This is a genomic window from Hugenholtzia roseola DSM 9546 (assembly GCF_000422585.1).
In the GTDB taxonomy this organism is placed as follows: Bacteria; Bacteroidota; Bacteroidia; order Cytophagales; family Bernardetiaceae; genus Hugenholtzia; species Hugenholtzia roseola.
On sequence record NZ_AUGI01000032.1, the window covers coordinates 61,616 to 80,087 of the forward strand.

General features: G+C 41.3%; 18 protein-coding genes and 2 tRNA genes. 7 read left to right on the forward strand and 13 right to left on the reverse strand.

Annotated features, from left to right (window positions below; all coding sequences use genetic code 11):
• Window positions 1–25: 25 nt before the first annotated feature.
• The 4 genes from G500_RS25420 to G500_RS25600 form a co-directional block, all read right to left on the reverse strand.
• Window positions 26–1,048 (reverse strand): lysylphosphatidylglycerol synthase transmembrane domain-containing protein, encoded by a 1,023-nt coding sequence (locus G500_RS25420; protein WP_027001264.1) that lies wholly within the window; start codon window positions 1,046–1,048, stop codon window positions 26–28.
• A gap of 69 nt (window positions 1,049–1,117) precedes the next feature.
• A tRNA-Asn gene (locus tag G500_RS0101160) sits at window positions 1,118–1,191 on the reverse strand.
• Window positions 1,192–1,308: 117 nt separating this feature from the next.
• Window positions 1,309–1,381, reverse strand: a tRNA-Phe gene (locus G500_RS0101170).
• Window positions 1,382–1,631: 250 nt separating this feature from the next.
• Window positions 1,632–1,784 carry a hypothetical protein gene (locus tag G500_RS25600; RefSeq protein WP_154656970.1) on the reverse strand — a complete coding sequence of 51 codons (153 nt, stop codon included), beginning with the start codon at window positions 1,782–1,784 and terminating at the stop codon, window positions 1,632–1,634.
• 153 nt (window positions 1,785–1,937) lie between these two features.
• On the opposite strand from G500_RS25600, the gene G500_RS0101180 reads away from it, so the two are divergent.
• The gene (locus G500_RS0101180; RefSeq protein WP_027001266.1) at window positions 1,938–2,324 is read left to right on the forward strand and encodes a TraR/DksA family transcriptional regulator; all 387 of its coding nucleotides are present in this window, start codon (window positions 1,938–1,940) and stop codon (window positions 2,322–2,324) included.
• 516 nt (window positions 2,325–2,840) lie between these two features.
• Here G500_RS0101180 and G500_RS0101190 read toward each other — a convergent pair.
• Both G500_RS0101190 and G500_RS24665 read right to left on the reverse strand, forming a co-directional pair.
• Window positions 2,841–3,434, reverse strand: coding sequence for a DinB family protein (locus tag G500_RS0101190; RefSeq protein WP_027001267.1), 594 nt, complete (start codon window positions 3,432–3,434; stop codon window positions 2,841–2,843).
• A gap of 163 nt (window positions 3,435–3,597) precedes the next feature.
• Window positions 3,598–4,659, reverse strand: a complete 1,062-nt coding sequence (locus tag G500_RS24665) for a lysylphosphatidylglycerol synthase transmembrane domain-containing protein (protein ID WP_027001268.1) — start codon at window positions 4,657–4,659, stop codon at window positions 3,598–3,600.
• Between the two features lie 88 nt (window positions 4,660–4,747).
• Here G500_RS24665 and ruvC point away from each other — a divergent pair, with 88 nt between their 5' ends.
• A complete protein-coding gene (ruvC, locus tag G500_RS0101200; protein WP_027001269.1) occupies window positions 4,748–5,347 on the forward strand; it encodes a crossover junction endodeoxyribonuclease RuvC in 600 nt (199 codons plus the stop codon).
• Between the two features lie 69 nt (window positions 5,348–5,416).
• Here the strand turns inward: ruvC and G500_RS0101205 are convergent, their stop codons facing one another.
• Window positions 5,417–5,887, reverse strand: coding sequence for a hypothetical protein (locus tag G500_RS0101205; protein ID WP_027001270.1), 471 nt, complete (start codon window positions 5,885–5,887; stop codon window positions 5,417–5,419).
• Between the two features lie 46 nt (window positions 5,888–5,933).
• Window positions 5,934–7,211: a tetratricopeptide repeat protein gene (locus G500_RS0101210; protein ID WP_027001271.1), complete on the reverse strand. Its 1,278-nt coding sequence runs from the start codon at window positions 7,209–7,211 to the stop codon at window positions 5,934–5,936.
• Between the two features lie 630 nt (window positions 7,212–7,841).
• Between G500_RS0101210 and G500_RS0101220 the strand changes: the two genes are divergently transcribed.
• Window positions 7,842–8,312 carry a HEAT repeat domain-containing protein gene (locus G500_RS0101220; protein ID WP_027001272.1) on the forward strand — a complete coding sequence of 157 codons (471 nt, stop codon included), beginning with the start codon at window positions 7,842–7,844 and terminating at the stop codon, window positions 8,310–8,312.
• Here the strand turns inward: G500_RS0101220 and G500_RS0101225 are convergent.
• Window positions 8,275–9,066 carry a metal ABC transporter ATP-binding protein gene (locus tag G500_RS0101225; protein ID WP_027001273.1) on the reverse strand — a complete coding sequence of 264 codons (792 nt, stop codon included), beginning with the start codon at window positions 9,064–9,066 and terminating at the stop codon, window positions 8,275–8,277. The genes G500_RS0101220 and G500_RS0101225 overlap by 38 nt on opposite strands.
• A gap of 40 nt (window positions 9,067–9,106) precedes the next feature.
• Between G500_RS0101225 and G500_RS0101230 the strand changes: the two genes are divergently transcribed.
• Complete coding sequence (locus G500_RS0101230; protein WP_027001274.1) at window positions 9,107–10,192, forward strand: glycosyltransferase family protein; 1,086 nt, start codon at window positions 9,107–9,109, stop codon at window positions 10,190–10,192.
• Between the two features lie 19 nt (window positions 10,193–10,211).
• Here the strand turns inward: G500_RS0101230 and G500_RS0101235 are convergent, their stop codons facing one another.
• Window positions 10,212–11,357, reverse strand: a complete 1,146-nt coding sequence (locus G500_RS0101235) for a glycosyltransferase (RefSeq protein ID WP_027001275.1) — start codon at window positions 11,355–11,357, stop codon at window positions 10,212–10,214.
• Between the two features lie 10 nt (window positions 11,358–11,367).
• Window positions 11,368–12,018: a class I SAM-dependent methyltransferase gene (locus G500_RS0101240; protein WP_027001276.1), complete on the reverse strand. Its 651-nt coding sequence runs from the start codon at window positions 12,016–12,018 to the stop codon at window positions 11,368–11,370.
• Between the two features lie 30 nt (window positions 12,019–12,048).
• Here G500_RS0101240 and G500_RS0101245 point away from each other — a divergent pair, with 30 nt between their 5' ends.
• From G500_RS0101245 to G500_RS0101260, 3 genes are all read left to right on the forward strand, one after another.
• Window positions 12,049–13,239 carry a glycosyltransferase family 4 protein gene (locus tag G500_RS0101245; RefSeq protein ID WP_161626057.1) on the forward strand — a complete coding sequence of 397 codons (1,191 nt, stop codon included), beginning with the start codon at window positions 12,049–12,051 and terminating at the stop codon, window positions 13,237–13,239.
• On the forward strand, window positions 13,236–13,607 hold the full coding sequence (locus tag G500_RS0101250; protein ID WP_027001278.1) for a hypothetical protein: 372 nt from the start codon (window positions 13,236–13,238) through the stop codon (window positions 13,605–13,607). Before G500_RS0101245 ends, G500_RS0101250 begins: the two co-directional genes overlap by 4 nt.
• A gap of 224 nt (window positions 13,608–13,831) precedes the next feature.
• On the forward strand, window positions 13,832–15,121 hold the full coding sequence (locus G500_RS0101260; RefSeq protein ID WP_027001279.1) for a citrate synthase: 1,290 nt from the start codon (window positions 13,832–13,834) through the stop codon (window positions 15,119–15,121).
• A 120-nt stretch (window positions 15,122–15,241) separates the two neighbouring features.
• On the opposite strand, the gene G500_RS0101265 is transcribed toward G500_RS0101260, so the two are convergent.
• On the reverse strand, window positions 15,242–15,931 hold the full coding sequence (locus G500_RS0101265) for a YceI family protein (protein WP_051203200.1): 690 nt from the start codon (window positions 15,929–15,931) through the stop codon (window positions 15,242–15,244).
• A gap of 129 nt (window positions 15,932–16,060) precedes the next feature.
• On the reverse strand, window positions 16,061–18,367 hold the full coding sequence (locus G500_RS24670; protein WP_051203201.1) for a ComEC/Rec2 family competence protein: 2,307 nt from the start codon (window positions 18,365–18,367) through the stop codon (window positions 16,061–16,063).
• Window positions 18,368–18,472: the final 105 nt, after the last annotated feature.

Below are 18,472 nucleotides of genomic sequence, written 5' to 3' on the forward strand. Positions count from 1 at the left end.
GAAGATAGGAGTGAGAGTTGGAGGGCTACAAACTTTTCTTTTTTGTCATGCTCAAAAATACAAAAGCTATCGTTCCCATCAAAATTACCATCAAAGTTTGGCAGCTATGCGCCAAAAAAGCGAAATATTTGCTATCCGATTCCGAAATACCGTAGCTCATCAGCGTGATTTGGGTCAGAAAATGATACGCTCCTATGCCGCCCTGCACAGGCACAATCATACCAATTCCACCCATTACGATAAGCAAATTACAAGTATCCCAACCCAAATGCGCTGTACTTTCCAAACTAAAAAAGAGAACATAAAGCATCAAAAAATACATGAGCCAAATCACAAAGGTATGAAAAAGATAACCCAGCCGCTGCTCCCAAGTCAGGTTGCGAATACTAAGCAAACCCGCTACCAAGCCTTTGACAAACTGCCTGATTTTTTGGGCTAACTTATTTTCAAAAAATAAAGTCTTGAATTTGAACACCACAAAAAGAAGCCCCAAAAATAGAAGCACCACCAAAGGCACAAGCCAAAAGGATTGGGCAAGCAAGCCATCGAGTTGGGTCTGATAGGTTTGTAAGTCTATTTTATCGCCTAAAATTTGTTCTAACCTGCTAATTTCTATCCAAAAAGTGAGAAGACAAAGCGTGAGCAAGACCAAAAAGTCGAAAGTCCGTTCAGTAATCACCGTACCCAAAGAAACCTCCGTAGGCACACCTGCATTTTTATCCAATGCCACACAGCGCACCAATTCGCCCGCTCTGGGCAGAAGCAAGTTGCCCAAATAGCCCGTCATGACCGCAAAAAAAGCCCTGCTCACACTCACACGATAGCCCAAAGGCGCAAGCGCAAGCCGCCATCGTGCGCCTCTACTAAGGTGGCTTATCGCCCCCAAAAGCATAGAGAGCAAGACCCAACCAAAATTAGCCTTCCCAAGTTTGGCAAACATCTCTGCCATATCTACATCACGATAGAGCCAATAAAAGAGAAAGGCGGCTATGGAAAAGGAAAGCCCATATTGTAGAGCCTGACGCGGACGTATTTGAAACCCTGCCATCTTTTGTAGAGAAAAATGTAGAGGAAAAATAAAACAAAAAAAGCCTGCACTTTTCAGTACAGGCTTTTGCTCCCCCTGCTGGACTCGAACCAGCGACCCTCTGATTAACAGTCAGATGCTCTAACCAACTGAGCTAAGGAGGAATTTGCGTCTTGTGTGGCTTTTTTGAAAAAGCCACACAAAGTTGCGCGATTTTTTTCAAATTTCCAAATTTCAAGAAAAATATTTTTGCCTACTTTTCAATTATTTAGAATTTCTTGTGGTGATGAGTGGACTCGAACCACCGACACACGGATTTTCAGTCCGACGCTCTACCAGCTGAGCTACATCACCTTTTTGTCTTACTTTTCCAAAACCAAACTTGCGATTTAAAAGTTCCTTTTTAAGGGTTCTTTTCTTTTTTGCTTTCTCTTTTTTGTGTTTGAGAATCAAAAACTGCTCTTCGTTGTCCGTTTTGGTGATGCAAAGGTAGGGCGTTTTTTTCGAAGCTCCAAATTTTCCTACGTAATTTTTTGAAAAAAGTTGGATTTTTTTCGTTGTGATTTGATTATCAGGCGTTTAAATTTCGATTTTTTTTCTGTTTTTAGCCGCTTTTCAAGAGAAGCAACCCTATCAAAAGGCTTTTCGTACAAAGGGTACGAAAGTAGGTGCGGCGTTTGGAAAGCAGTGGCAAAGGCAGGCGAAAAGTTCGGAAGGCACTCCCAAGAAAACGAAAAATGGCGGCTTTACATAGCATTTATTTGGCTTTCACAAGAATTTAATAGCGGGGTCTTTGGATTTTCATAGTAGCTTTAAAATTTTTTTTGTTAGAAAAGCAAAATAGTCCTATTTTTGCGCTGTTTTTCAAATCGCGCATCTACCGACGCAAAACTACGCAAATAGAAACCACATGGAAACGACACATACCAACGAACCTACGCGCTATTCGGCAGAAGATTTAGCCGAGTTTGAAGCCGTCATCCTTACCAAACTCAATAAGGCGCGTCAGGATTTGAGCCATCTCAAATCTTCAATTTCGCGCGATGTCTATGGCGAGGAAGGCAGAAGCAACGTCAGCACCTTCGACGATGGCGCAGATGCCTTAGAAAAAGAGGAACTCAATCAGTTAGCTGCACGCACCCAGCGTTTTATTGCCGATTTGGAACGTGCCTTATTTCGCATCAAAAATGGCACTTATGGCATTTGCATCGATACAGGAAAACTTATTCCCAAAGCCCGCCTTTTGGCTGTCCCCCACACGCAGCAGAGCATCGAGGCAAAAATGGGAAGAAAATAGGGAAGAAAGTAAGGAAGAAAATAGGTTTGATATGTATTGTATCATAGCGAATCGCTTTTTGCTAAAAACTTCTAAAAACTTCGCTAAAAACTTCATAGAATAGGGCTTGCAAACGGCGTTGTTACAACGATAAAAGTCTTAAATGCACCCCACCCCAAACCTCGCCCCCATAGGGCGGGGCTTTTATTTTCGCTATCATTTTTTTGCATTTATGCAAAAAAATGATTTGGTTTTCGAACCCTCCCCTATGGGGGGAGGGCAGGGTGGGGGTTCAGCAGGTTTGCACGAAGCACAAAACCCCGTTTTTTGACATGCTGACCGTTGTAACAACGCCCTTCCAAACTTTATTCTGTGAAGTTTTGGTTTTTTCAGACAAAAAATAAATCCTGCCTTTTCAATAGGGCAGGATTTATTCACGACTTAATAAACAACTTTTCATTTTTTACGAAAATAAAGTAAATACAATACGTTCATTCTAACTTTAAAAATAGAGTTTAAAAAATAAACTGGGCGTTCTTAGAGGCTTTGCGCTTCTACTTCTTTTTGTAGGCTAAGAACGTTTTGCGCTTGTACGATATGCCGCTCATTGTGGTAAATGATAAATTGCAAGCCATCGCCTAAGCGCAGGCGCACCAAACTCGAAATGCTTGTCGGGATTTTGATGCGATTGAGATTTACCTCGCCAGCTCTTTCTATGATACGCAAAAAGTCTTCTTGTTGTTTCAAAAATTCAGAAAGTACGCGCTGTTTTTCTAAATTTTGTGAGGCAAAGTTGGAAACTTTGAGCGTTTTCATCTTTTGAAGGGGCTGTTTTTTTTGTGGGTCTAAACGGACGGCGGCAATCGCTTTTTTGCCTAACCAATTAGAAATGACCTCACTTTCAGGGCGGCTCTGCCTTTCGATGCCTTTTTGGATACGCGCCTTAAAGACGGGAATGTAAAATCTTCCGTAGTAATTGAGGTGCGCCAAACATTCCAAAACGCTCCACTTTTCGGGCTGCGGCTTCCAATTCAGTTCTCGCTCGGAAAGCGGTACGAAGGTCTGCTGACAAATCTTGGCTGCCTGCTCGGTAATTTGTTTGAGGTCAGAAAGTAAGACTTGGGTTTGCATACAAAAAAAGTTAGGTAGGATAAGAATAACTGCACAAAGGCAGTGTTTTCACTCTTATACTCTTTTGTTTGAAAAAGGTTGCAGTAGGTTGAAAAATCCTTGAAAAGTTATAGTAAGAATAATTTTTTTATCTTTTTTAAAGAATTTTATTAGACAAAAAAAATTAAATTTTGTCTTTTGGAAGGCTAAAAAATAATGACCCGCCCCAACAGAATCCCAAAAAGGTAGGCAAGAATAAATTGAAAAACCAAATGCACAGAGAAGCAAGTAAGACAGGTAGCAGGTTTGCGCCTAATTGCTCGAAAACAAGAATAGCCGCCCCTTCGCGCAAGCCCAAGTCAAAAAATAAATTAAAAAAAGGAAATAGCGATTTTAAAAAATAAGTAGCCATCACGCCTAAAATGCAGTCTTCTACTTTCAAATCTGAATCGAAAAGAAAGAGCAAAAGCGCGAATTGTGCCGTAAAGACACTATAACGGAAAAAAGAAAGCCCCAATAGTTGAAAAAGCGTCTTCCAACGGTGCAGGGCTATATTTTGGCGGTAAAAAAATTGTATCTTTTCTAAGATTTTAGGTTTCGAAAAAGCACCTCGAAGGGCTAAAAAAGCAAGAATTAGCCCTACCAAAAAAAATGCTAAGAAAAAAAGTACAACTTCGGAGTAAGCAGCAAATGGATTTGTAAATCTTTCTCGCATCAGAAACCAAAAAGCAGGCAGCCCCAATAAGTAAGTGAAAGCATTTTGTGTCAGGGCATTGAGGCTTAGAAGGGTATAGGGCAGAGCCGCAGGGCTATTTTCGAGCCTATGCAGCGGCACTACCCACAAACGTCCGAGCAAGTTTCCAAAAGGCAGTGCCACAGAAACGGCTAATCCTACCCAAACGCTTTTCCATGCCTTGCGTAGTGAAATGGATAGGAAAGGCAGGCAGAGCAGTTGCCATTTTCGCGCTTCTGCATACCAATTAAGTGCGATTCCCAGAAAAAAAAGCCCCCAGATGCTCCAATATTGTGCAGAATCCGATTTTTTTTGCAAATTTTGTAACCATAAATCCCATTGCTTAGGGAGGCTACTTTTGCTTTGTAGCGATTGAAAGAGCAAAAAAAGGATACCCAAGCCTAAGAGAGCTTTGAGAAAAAGTCCTATCTTTTGTAAGTTTTTATTTTTTAGATTTTTTTTAATCCAAAAAATAAAAAAGCCATATTGCTTTAAAAACCAAAGTCGCTGCATATTGTACGATATGATGCCCCACCATCGAGCCGATTCTGCCTACAAAGGTAATATAAAATCTTGTTTTATTACAGAAAATTAGACCATTATGAACCATCAAGAACTTGAAATAGAAAAAGTTATTTTGGGAATAGACCCCGGTACGCAAATCTTGGGTTATGGCGTGATTGGTATTAGTGCTAAAAAAGAACTTTTGCTTTTACAGTTGGGGGTTTTGCACCTCAAACAATACGAAAATCATTACACGCGCCTGCAAAAGATTTTTGAGCGGCTCACCCTTTTAATAGACGAATTTAGACCCCAAGAGATGGCTTTGGAAGCCCCTTTTTTTGGAAAAAACGTACAATCGATGCTCAAATTGGGCAGAGCGCAAGGCGTTGCGATGGCGGCGGCACTTTCGCAGCAGTTGCCCGTTTTCGAGTACGCGCCCTTGAAAGTCAAGCAGGCGGTTACGGGTAGTGGGGCGGCTTCGAAGGAGCAGGTGGCGCGTATGTTGCAGACGCTTTTTCACTTCAAAGAAATCCCCGAACTTTTAGATGCCACAGACGCTGTGGCAGTGGCGGTTTGTCATTATTTCGAGAGTCGCGAAGGAGGGCTGCCCCAAGTTAAGCCTACAAAAGGCAAAAAAGGAGGCAGCAAAGGCAGTTGGGCGCAATTTTTATCCGAAAATCCAGATAGAAAATTGTGAAAGGTTAGAAAATTGTGAAAGGTTAGAAAATTTTAAAATTAGAAAATCATATTAAAAAACTATAAAAGTTTATCTTTTGTTACAATCGTCTAATTTGAGTAGGTCGGTAGTCTTCTCTTCGAGCGTGAAAGTGTATTCCGAAAGGTTCATATAAACGATAAGCCTCTGTTCGCTTTCTTTCCAAAGTAGCCAGCCTTTTTGTAGGGAGTCGTTCTGTTCTTTGTACTCGAAATGGATTTTGCCATCTTTTTCTTCTTTGACTTTGTTTAAGGGAACGAAACGCATCATATCTTGCATCATAATCGCCAAAGTAGGGGCAGTGGGGTCGCCCAAATCCACTGAAAGGCTGTGTGCGGCTTTTCCACAAAGGGTAAAGAAGACAAATTCGCCATCTTGTTCTGTAATTTCTACAAAATCGTGCTGTGCAAGGGTTTTGAGTGTTTTGTCTTGTGCTTGTGTATTAGAAAGATTGTAGAGGCTTAGGAAGCCCAATAATCCGATAGCCAAAAGGCGTGAAAGGCGTGTAGGAAGTGCGAGCATGCGAGTATAAAGGGAGGATATTGAGGATAGTTTTTAGATAAAAAGATTAAGGATTTAGGAGTTCCATGGCTGCCATTCTGAAAATGGGCGTGCCTACTTTTTTGAGGTAGGTTTCGGCTTTGTTTTTGTCGCCTGCTTCGTGATAGAGTTTGCCTAAGGTGAAGGCAAAAAGTGAGCGTAAGTCGTTGGAAATACTACTCAATGCGACCAGATGTTGCAATTCGTTCAGCCCTTCGCTCTTTTTTCCTGCTCTATAAAGTGCTAAGGCATTTAGAAAGCGAATATCGTAGCGGCTTGGCAGGGTTTTGAGGCACTCTTGGGCGGCTAAGTAGGCGTTTTCAAATTGTTGGTTTTCAAGATAAAAACGCGCCAAATCGCCGTATTTTTTGGCTCTATTTTCCTGATTGTTTTCGTGCCAGATGGCATTTTTCAAGACTTCTATTTTGGGGCTATGATTGACTTGCTGATTGATGATGGTGAGTTTTAAATCGCGTGCTAAGGTGTAGGCAGGCTCTATTTCGAGGGTCTTATCGAGGTATTTTTGTGCTTCTTCAAAGAGGTACATCTGTTGGAAGGCTTGTGCAATGGCGTAGTGGTATTCAGGAGTCATGCGCACGATTTGATTTTTAAACGTGCCATAGTTTGCCTTTACTAAGGCTTCTTTTGCCTTTGTGTAGTTTTTGAGTTGGAAATAGGCGATACCAAGTTGTAGATAGTAGCGGGCATTTTCTTCGGGCGAATTGCCTGCAAGCAAAGGCAGGGCAGCTTCTATGTGTCTGATGGCTACGGCATGATTTTGTTTTAGATTTTGAAACCAAGCCCCAAAAAAGAGAAATTCAGCATTTTTTGAATCTAACATTAAGGCATCTTGTACGTGTTTTTCGGCAAGGGAAAGGCTTTGTTGTTGGTAGATAATTTTGAGAATTTGGAGCTTATGCGCAACCTTTTCGGCAGGGTCGGTTTCATAGACAAAAGCCTTGTCTAAATAAAAGAGGGTCTTATCTAAATTCCGCTGTTGCCCATAGATGCGAGCCAAACCGACTAAGGCTTCCAAATCGTCGGGTTTGAGTTTGAGTGCCTTTTCAAAACAAAGACGCGCGTCTTCTGTATTTTTTTTCAAGACATAGCATTTCCCTTGTTGGACAAAAAATTTATAGTTCGAGGGGTCTTTCGAAATAGCCTTGTCGTATTCGGAAATTGCCGCATCATATTGCCTTTGGTGGCGATGTTGTTCTGCCTGAACATAGTGATTGAGTGCGTCGGGTTGCGCCCACGCCGAACTTATATAAAAAATAAAACCGATAAACCAAAATAAAAACTTCATCTCTACTTTTTGGGGTAAACGTGAAAAAACAAGCGATTTGCACCTATGGCTCTGCCCTATCAATTTTTCGAGTGCAGGGCATTTATTGTGCCACCATATAGGGGCAAAATTTAGGTTTGGTCAGATAGAAGGCTTTTCGTTTTGTTTTGCAGGGGCGTGCTAACTTTGCCCTACAAAAAAGTCTTGACTGGCGGAAGGCAGACACAAAGTGAATAGTTCAAAGCGGTTTGTTTGGAAAACGTTTGAAAGGCTTTTTTATTGAAAATCAGGATAGATAGGGCTGAGATATTTTATTTTTCCAAAGTCTTTTGCAATGATAAAGCCAATTTTTGCGTTGTAGTAAGAAAAGGCGATTTGGGGCTTCGGAGACACATTTGGTTGTTTTGATGAACTCTTTTTGTACTTCTTCCTTCTTTTATCGTCAGACTAAGAACGAAAAAGCGGCTTTTTTTGTTATCTTATCGTCAAGTGTCCTTTCTGTTTATGAGGATTGAGTTTTAGAGTGGTGTTGTACCTCTCTTTTGGGTTGATTTTTATTTTAGTTTTTAATCGGACACTTCGCATACCTTTTGGGTATGAACTTCTTGACTATCTTTATCACAACTTGGGCGCAACTTTCCGTTTTGTGTTATGAGCAAAAAAACTACCATTCACTATTTTTGGCGGCTTGCATTGGCAAATGTTTATTTGCTCAATATGGTTTTGCGCCTGCTAATTTGGAGCGGTAGGCGCGATTGGGTACAAAAAACGCTTCCTTTATTACAGCACCCCAATCTGACCATTCGCCGTTTGGTGGTGATAGCCATTCGCAAATATCAGCTCAAAGAAACGCTGCCTACTTTGAAGCAACGTTATGCACAGGAGCCGCTTTCTATTCGAATCCAAATCTTGAAAGCGATTCAAAACATAGGCTCTTCGAAAGAAAAAGGCTTTTTAGGGCAGCTTTCGCGTGCTACAAGCAAAGAGGAAGCACTTTGGGCAATTCGCGCTTTGGTGCGATTGGAAGCCAAAACTTTGGCACAGCAACAGGGAGAACAGGCAAGTCCTTTTTTTGAAAATTACACTATGGCTGCTCCCTCGAAGGAAACTCCGACTTTTTGAGCAAATCTCCTACTTCTGAAAGTAAAGTGAGCTTTCCGCCGTAGGTTTCACGTAGTAGGGCGGGCGTGAGGGCTTGTTCGGTAGGTGCGCTGGCAACTAATCGCATATTGAGCAGGACAAGCCAATCGAAATATTGGGCTGCCGATTGTAAGTCGTGATGCACTACCACGAGGGTCTTGCCCTCTTTTTTCATGCCTTGCAGTAGTTGGATAATGGCTTGTTCGGTGGTGGCATCTACGCCTACAAAGGGTTCGTCCATCAGGTATAGGTCGGCTTCCTGTGCTAAGGCACGTGCTAAAAATACGCGCTGCTGCTGCCCGCCCGAAAGTTGTGAAATTTGTCTATGCGCGAAATTTTCCATCTGCACTTGGCTAAGGTAGTGTAGGGCTTTTTCCTTATCTTTCTGTGTAGGACGCTGAAAAAGTCCCATTTTGCCATACAAGCCCATCAAGACTACTTCCAAAACGGACGCAGGAAAATCCCAATCTACACTTTCCCTTTGTGGAACATAACTCACACGCAGACGCACCTTATCGAGGCTCTCCCCGAAAAGGCGCACATAGCCGCTTGCAAGGCTCTGCAAGCCCATAATGGCTTTGATGAGGGTAGATTTTCCTGCTCCGTTAGGTCCCATCACGCCCACGAGCGCACCCTGTGGCAGGGTCAGGTCTATGCCCCAAAGGACAGGCTTTTTGTCATAACTCACCGTCAGGTCGTGAACTTCTAAGACGGCATTTTGTGGGTGCAGTATCATGTGAGAGGGATTTTGTATTTTTGACCAAAATTACGAAATTATGCTCAAAATCTTTTTTCACGTAACCTCGCAGCAGGGAGCTTCGCTTTTTAATGACGCTTATTTTCAGAAGTTGGGTATCAAGGGGCTGACCCATCAGGCTTGTGTTCTGCAAATTTTACACGCGGGTAGCACTTCCTTGATGGGAGCGCAAGAGTCAGAATTAGGGATACATCATTTCGTAACCTTTGGAAATGCCTTCTATCTGCAAAACTTATGGGCGAAAGAACAAGGTCTGTCTTATGAAGCGCAAAATTGGGAATTGGAAATTCTCAACGCACAAATAGAAGCCTTCCAGCCTGATGTAATTTATACGGTCAATCCTGAATGGTTTTCGCAAAATTATTCAAAAATCAAAAAAACACCGATTTGTGCTGCTTGGAAAGCCTCGCCCTTTGCGAAAAACTTAGACTTCTCTTGTTTCGATATCGGACTTTCTTTTAATGATTTATATCTATCACAACTCAAAGAGGTTGGCGTAAAAAAAGCTGCCCTACGCGATTTTGCTTTCGAACCCAGTATCAAGCCTCGTTTTTTTCCAGAAAGAGAAAAAGACATAGACCTAAGTTTTGTGGGTACATACAACGATTGGATGTTTGGCGAACGTAATAATTTCCTTTCTGAAATTATTAAACAGTTTTATTTTAAGTATAAAATTCGATATCATCTAAAAACTTACTATCGCGTCAAGGGTTTAGTGCCTATTTTGCCGTTCAATTTTTACCCTGTTTATCGAAAATCGGTTTTCTTTCGCGATTTCTTAGACGTTATAGATAGGTCTAAAATCGTATTTAATTGCCATAGCGATAGCACAGGTGAGCGAAAGGGTAACATGCGTGTTTTTGAAACCTTGGGTATGAAGGCTTTTATGCTTTCTGATGCAGGTAGGTATCCTGAATTTTTGAAGGAAGGGCGCGATTTCATAGCCTACCACAATCAAAAAGACCTTTTAGATAAGGTTCGCTATTTCCTTAAAAACGACCAAGAAAGGATACAAATAGCAGAACAAGGGTATCAAACCTTGTCGAGGCATTATAGCACGGAATCTTGCGCAAAAGATTTGCAGCATATTTTTGGTAGTCTTTGATGTATAAAAGTCTGTACTATTATTGTAAAATTTCCTGATACACCTTATTCATGCGTTTGAGGTAGTTTTCCATGCTATAGAAAGTAGTTCGTTCGTGCGCATACGCGGCATTACTCGAAAACTCATAATCGGTGCTGACCATCATTTTAAGTTTTTCTACAATTTGGGTAATGTCCTTTTCAGCAACAAGGAAAGCGTGTTTGTTTTCCCTTCCTATTACTTCGGGAATCCCACCTATGGCACTTGCTATTACGGGTAGCCCTGCCGCTATAGCTTCTAAAATGGAAATGCCAAAGGCTTCTTCTTCGCGCGTATCCTCTGTGATGATAGCAGGGTGCAGATAAACATCGTGCGCTGCCAATATGTCGGGCAACTTTTGGTGCGGCACCATGCCCAACATATTTACCTTACTTTCTATCCCCAAATCGTGTATCTGTTGCCTAATTTCTTGCTCCAACTCCCCTCCTCCTGCTAAGGTAAGCACCGTATTAGGATAGTGTTGGGAAAATATTTTGAAAGCCTCTAAAAGATATTTATGACCCTTACAAGCCGTCAGACGTGCAACGCTGATAAGGCGTAGGGTGTCGCCTTGCTTGAAGAAAAGAGTTTTGGGTTGAAATTGAAAGGCGGGGTTAAACATATTATAGACAATGTGAATTTTGTTTTCTTTCACACCTAAACTCAAAAGTTTGTTTTTCAGAAAAACGGAATTGACCGTAAAAGCCACCTGCGGTGCAGCCGCCAATGCTAAGAAGTTCTTTCTATAAACTGGGTCAATAAAAGGCAAAGAAGTGGCATCTGTACCCGTTAGAGAAACTAAAATGGGAGTCTGCTCGAATTGAGTGCCTTGCAAAAGCTGGAAAATCTCGATGCCATTTACGCCAATGTGTGCCTGTATGAGGTCTGGGCTACATCTCTCTAAAAACGAAATAACTCGCTTTTTCAAGCTAAAGCCAAGCAATCTGAGGAAGTAGCGTTTGTAAAAGCGCGGATATTTTTCTATGACCTCCAAATTTGAGAGGGGACGTTGCTTTTTTAAAGTACGCTGGAAACAAAGCACCGCTTGCTTTACAAATGATTCTTTCAGTTGTTGGTTCAGGATAAAATCATAGATAAATGTTTCAGAGGGCAGTGAAAAGATTGTAATAAAATGTAGTATCTTCATGAGTCTTTTTTTATGCTCTCTCTTTTTCAAAAAAGAAGAATTTACTCGCCTGACGACCTTCAAAGGGCGTTTCTACAGTTTCTATAAGTTTAAAATGTGGGAAAATGCGCATCACATCATTCGTAAATTTTCGGTGACGGACATGGGAAACGGCTTGTTCGTTGATGTCTTTTGGCTTTTCTAAGTCATAATCTGTGCTATAAACACAAACATATTTTGTACTGCTTTCAAATAAGTTTGAAAGATACTTAAAATAAACGTCATCTTCTACCAAATGAAAGATAACCTCCATAGAGAGAGTCAAATCACCTTTTAGATTTTTTACCATTTCCTCATCGTGAATTTCGAAAGATTTTGAAGAATCCTCTTTATATTTGGCTTTGCAAATTTCTATGGCTTTGGGCGAAACATCAATCCCAATGTAGTGCGGGTATTGGGCGTATTGTAATTGATTGCCGTCTCCACAACCAAAGTCTATGACGCTTTGGATAGCGTTCTTGGCTACGAAATCATTTACGACTTGTGCCTTAAATTCCGCTATCTGACCATAAGAACCTGCACCAGAATTGCCTCCTAAGGAATAGCGCGAATCCCAATACTGCTTAGAACTAAATGCTTGGTTAGAAGAAAATAGTTTTTTTATTTTGTCTAAAAACGTCATCTTTTTGTATTTTAAATGAATGATAGTCCTATGAAAATTGCTTTTTTTACCCACTATACAGAGCTATATGGCGCAAATCGGTCTTTGATTGGCTTAATAGAGGGCTTGCAGAGCTTAGATGCAAAGATAAAGTTTTTGGTGGTTATGCCCAATCCTGATAGCGAATTTGAAATGATTTTGAGAAAAAAGAAAATCGAAACGCTCGTTTTTCCTTTTGCTATGTCCATGCAATATCGTTGGTATTCACGTTTTTTGCCTAAACGACCGTTTCAATACTTACAATATATCAAAGAGGCGCGGACGGCGCGAAGAAAAAATCAGGAAGCAAATAACTTACTTACTGAAAAACTGCAAGAGTGGCAACCAGATTTGATTTATTCCAATAGTTCGGTTTTTGATGTAGGATATGATATATCTAAAAGATTAAACTTGGCGCACGTGTGGCATTTACGTGAATTTGGCTGGGAAGATTATAAACTCGTCTTTCCTTTTTCTGACGGCGAGGAACATTATCAAAAAATAGCACAGACAACACTTCGCATTGCCATTAGTGAAAACATAGCACGCCACTTTGAGGCAAAGATAGGAAATGTACCTATAGAAGTAATTTACAATGGAATATTGAAAAAAGAAAAATTTTTACAAAATAAACAAAAAGCAAATACAAATAATTTTATATTTTGTATTATTGGGTTGATACAAACAAATAAAGGACAAAAACAAGCAGTAGAAGCCCTTAGTTTGGTAGTAGAAAAATATCCAAAAACTACACTTTGGATAGTAGGCGAAGGCGATACAAAAAACTTAGAAAGGCTCATCAGAAAAAAGAATCTAAGCCTAAATGTAAGTCTTAGAGGTCTTGTTTCAGATGTTTTTGAAGAAGTTTTCCCCCATGTAAATGCCACCCTGATGTGTTCGCAAGCTGAGGCAATGGGGCGCGTAACGGTAGAGAGCATGGCTGCCCTTCGACCTGTAATAGGGCGAAACAGTGCAGGTACTGCCGAGCTTATAGCCGACGGGCGCGGGCTTGCCTATGACGGCACTACTGAAGACTTAGCCCAAAAGATGATTTTTTTGATAGAAAATCCTACCCATATCAATAAGATGACCTCACAGGCTTGGGAGTGGGTCTATGAAAATTTTAGCATAGAAAGTTATGCAGAGAAAATATATGAATTAGTTTTAAAAGTTAAGGATAATTCTAACCCCTCCCTCCCATGACAAAAAAAATATTCCTCCCCTTGTGCCTTCTTTTTTGGCTCTATGCGGGTATGAATCGCGTAAGTTGGGCGGAGTGGCTGCGCGGCGTAGGGGTCTGGAATTGGGTAGATACAGGTTTGGTAGCACTGCTGTTTTTGGGGTTGAACGTGCTAATAGGTTGTATCCTTTGGTGGGGTGAGTGGCGAAAGGTGCTGTGGCAGCTTATGGGACAGGCGGCTTTGTTGGGAGGGGCTATCCTTCTTTTGGTGGCAAACAAAATCAGCGGATTGGGGTTCTTAGTCGTATATGCCGAGCAGCTTATCAGCCTTTTCTTTTCGCCCTTGCTCGCTTTCCTATTTGTGATGCTTTATTTTATACAAAAAAAATAAAAGTATTACAAAAATACAACTATCTCTTCTTTACACAAAAGAGAGTGGTGAGCGGCTACTAAAATCGATAAAAAAATAAAAAAGCATCTTGTTAAAACCAATTTTTGCGTTATCTTTGCTTTTCAAGACCCTCAACGCTTCGTTTTTGCACATTCCCGCGCGAATTTCCTCGCAAACCCTTTGCATCTTATACCCTGTTTCACATATACAAATTCCCACCAAGCATGGCACAATCTGACAAAACCGCTACGCTGACCTATAATGGTACAACCTACGAACTCCCACTCCTTGAAGGCACAGAAGGTGAGGTTGCGATTGATATTGGCAAACTCCGCGACCAAACAGGTCTTATCACGATGGACCCCGGCTTTAAAAATACAGGCTCTACTACCAGTAGCATCACCTTTTTAGATGGCGAGCAAGGCATCTTGCGCTATCGGGGCTATAATATTGAAGAGTTAGCGGAAAAATCGAGCTTCTTGGAAGTGTCGTGGCTTCTCATCTATGGCGAATTGCCTACCGCCGAACAGCTCAAAAAGTTTCAGACCGACATCACCAAACATACCCTCATTCACGAGGATATGCGCAAAATCTTCGATGGCTTCCCTACTACGGCACACCCAATGGGCGTTTTAGGCTCTCTCACCGCTGCTTTGAGTGCCTTCTACCCACGTGCGATGGAAACAAACCGTCCGCCCGAAGAGATTTACCTTTCTGTGGTGCGTCTGATTGCTAAAATCCCTACCATTGCAGCTTGGTCGTACAAAAATGAAATGGGACACCCCGTTAATTATCCCGACAATAGCCTTTCTTATTGCGAGCGTTTCCTCAAAATGATGTTTGCACTCCCTACCGAAGATTATCATGTAGACCCCGTAGTGGCAGATGCACTCGACAAACTCCTTATCCTGCACGCCGACCACGAGCAAAACTGTTCCACTTCTACTGTTAGAATGGTAGGCTCTTCTTTGGCAAATATCTATTCTGCCATCGCTTCGGCTATCAATGCCTTAGGCGGGCCCCTGCATGGCGGCGCAAATCAGGAAGTTATCGAAATGTTGGAAGACATCCATAAAAACGGCGTGAGCATCAGCACTTTTGTAGAAAAAGTCAAGAGTCGCGAAATGCGTTTGATGGGATTCGGACACCGCGTCTATAAAAACTTTGACCCGCGTGCGCGTATCCTCAAAAAATCTTGCGATGAGGTCTTGAACAAGTTGGGCATCAATGACCCACTTTTAGACCTTGCCAAGCAGCTCGAAGAAGTGGCTCTAAAAGACGACTTCTTTGTAAGCCGCAAATTATATCCAAACGTAGACTTCTATTCAGGCATCATCTACCGCGCTTTGGGGCTGCCTGTGGATATGTTTACGGTTATGTTTGCTATGGGACGTATGCCGGGTTGGATTGCACAATGGCTCGAAATGTTGCAAATGAAGCAGCCTATTGGTCGTCCGCGTCAAATTTACACAGGAGCTACCGAGCGTCCGTATGTAGAGATGAACAAGCGATAACCCTATCCATTGCATTTTCAAATCTAAAAAAACCTATAAAGCAAGCCACTTTATAGGTTTTTTTTCTGAAAGAGATTACCAAAATTATTTAAAATAGTTTAGCGTGCTTAGAAACGCGCCTTATTCGCAATTTTTCATCAGCTTGGCACTGATATTAAGCGAAACTTCCGACCAAAGTTTGCTAATGCCATCTTTGCCTGTGTGCAGGTCTTTACAAACCTCATTTAGCGCATTGATAGCCGCCATGCCCTCCCAAAGATTTACGTCAATATCGCCTGTGAAGCGCAAGACGTTTTCAGCATTTACTTCGTAAGAAAGGGGAACTTCTTTTTCTAAGTTGTTCATTTTCAATAAAATAGTAGCCGTTCCGCTCTGGTCGTTGCCTTCTACTTTGGTAAAACTGCCGCGCAATACCTCTGTTTCTTTGAGTGTGCCAAAGAAGTAGGTCTTGATTTTTTTGTCGCGTTCAGGGTCGTTGGTATCCACGCCCTCAATCGGAATTTCGAAAGTAAGGTTATTGAGCAAATCTGTTACATTTTGGGCTGCACCATTGCTGGTATTTACTTTGACACTTCTGAATTTGCCATTGACTCCCGTCTTTTCGGTGAATTTATAAGCTGTCCAAGAGATAGTAACTTCGCTTGAATCATAGCTATATGTACAATTTTGTGGCGTTTCGGTTACAATTTGCGTGCTATCGCTAAGGGTATTTTCGCCATTGGCTTGGTCTTTTTTCTGACCGCAAGCGGCTAAAAAGAGCAAAACAGCAAGAAGTGTTAGATTGCGATAGTTTAAAATAATAGCTTTCATTTTTTGATAGTTTAGAAGGTGATGAATCAAAAACAGGTAGCACAATTTGAAAGTTGGCTTTGTTTTCTGGTACGATTACAAAGTTAGAAGATTTTGTCGAGGGAAAAAGTTTTTCTTAGCATTTTGTCCCTATTGCGCTTTGAGTGCGCCCCAAGTAGCCTGATACGCGCCTTGTTCGCGCAAATGGTGGAGTGCAAAATTCTGTTTTGCTGCCTGTTCCCTAAAAAAGTTGTACGATTGACTGCTCACCTGATACTCTAAGATGAGTAGGCGAAATTTTACTTTTGCTAATTTTTCGGGTGCAAAAGCCGCTTTTTTTCCCAAAATTAGCACATCGGTTTGGAAGGCAGGCAGCGCGTTTTTAGGCTTTTCGTGCAGCCAAACGATGTCAAGCCCTTTCCAATGCCAAATTTGCCCCTGCGCCGTTTGGCGATAACTTGCAACATGAAAGTTGGTATCTTGGCTCACAAAAACGCGCTTTTCTATATTTTTAGAAATCCAATCTTCCAAAGCTACCTTTTCTATTTGCGCTTGTGTCTGCTTCAAATCAAAATTTTGATACAAAGAAGAATCTATAAAAATATAGGCTTTGTCTTTTTCCTGCAAAACTAAATGAGGAAAACGCGAACTTTGATACAAGACCAAATCGCTCCTATTGGCTTGATTTTCAAGTCTTTGCAAGCCTTCAAAGGTCATCAAAACACTGAATAAAAAGGCGATAGGCAGATATGCAAATCTTTTGGCTTCCCAAAATAAAAGCAAGAAAAAGACCCCACAAGCATAGAAAATAGCTTGATATGCCGAAAAACTTACTTCCTCTATTACCGAAAAGGGGAATTTTTCATAGATAAAGACGATACAAAAGTTCATGACCGTCAGAATAAATTTTAGAAGAAAAGCTAAAATTTCTACCAAAAAAGAAAGAAAAGGCAAAAAAATAGCCACACCATCAGCCATCAAGACCATAAAACCCAAACCCACAATCAGGCTGGCGGCAGGGATGACGATAAAATTAGAGAGCCAAAAATAAATAGGAAACTGGTGAAAATAATAAAGCATAATGGGCAGCGTAAAAACTTGCGCCGCCAAAGCGACAGTCGTCAAATCCCATGACCATTTGAGCAGGGAAAGTGTGTATTTTTTGAAAAAAGACATTTTTTTGTCTATCTTCGGAAAAGCGATAAGCCTACTAAGTTGTGGCTGCAAATAGACAATACCAAAAAGTGCTAAGTAGGAGAGTTGAAAACCTAATTCATAGAGCATATTGGGCTGAAAAAGTAATAGAATAAAGGCAGAAAGTGCCAAGCTATTGTAAATATTGCTTGGCTTTTTACCTATTTTTCCTAAGGCAACAAAAGAAAACATGGTTACGGCACGCAAAACTGAAGGCGAAAAGCCCGTAAGGGCAGCATAAAACCATAAAAAAATAAGAATAAAAATTTGACTATACCGCATAAAATTAGCTCTTTTGCTCAATAGACCCAAAATAAGGGTAAGCCCCTGAAAAATAATGCCGACGTGCAGCCCCGAAACGGCTAACACATGGGTCGCACCTGTGCCGCTATAGGCTTGTTTTAGTTCGCTATCCAAACCATCTTTGATGCCCAAAAGTAGTGCAATGGCTACATTTGCTTCATCATTTGTTTCTATATTTGTGCTATTTTTATCGGAAAGTGCCTTGCTCAAACTTTCTTGTGCCTTTCGGCGAAGGGCGAAAATAAAATGCAGGATAGCATTTGGAGGCGCGTTTTCGAGCCAGATAAAGTCGCCTTTTTGTAGGTGCGCCTGATGAAAAATGCCTTGTAGCTCTAAATGCCGCTGAAAATCAAAGGCGTTAGGATTGGAAGGGGGGCGCGTGCGAGCGGGTGCATTTTTAAGCAAAAGGCGGTCGCCGTAGGTGGGAAGATAGAAGGCAGAGGAGATAGGTTCTTGATTTTTTTGCTTGGCAGAGTCTGAAAAGGCAGTAAAAAGGGGCAAATCCTTTGGAAAATACATGCGCAGGGTTGCTTTTTTGGGATACCAAAGGTTTTCTATCCTTACCTTTTCTACTTCAAAATCTGCATAAAAATATTTTTCTTTTTCTGATACAAAGCTATTGATGCGCCCCTGATAATATTGCACTTGCCGCTTTTCATTTAATAAGTGGTTCTCTTCGAGCAGGGGGCTACTCTGCACTTTCAAATAAGCCCCTAAACTACTGATAGTCAGCAAGATAACAATACCCAAAAAGGGGTGCGAAGCCGTATTTTTTTGGGAAATGGCGATAAAAAAAAGAAGCGTATAAACAGCCGATAAGCTAAAAAAGAGGAGCAGCCACACAAAACCTTCTGCAAACGAGCTACCCAAAATGCCGAAAATAAGGGCAAGGGAAAGCCTCACAAAAGGGTATTTACCCCACTCAAAAAGAGGAGATTGCAAATTTTTGGCGTATTTCATAGCCTATCATTGAGGTCAGATTTGGCAAACCAAGTGCGAGGGCATAAAAAAATGCTTATACCTGTTGCGTTTCTACGAAAGCAGTACAAGTATAAGCAAGATTCT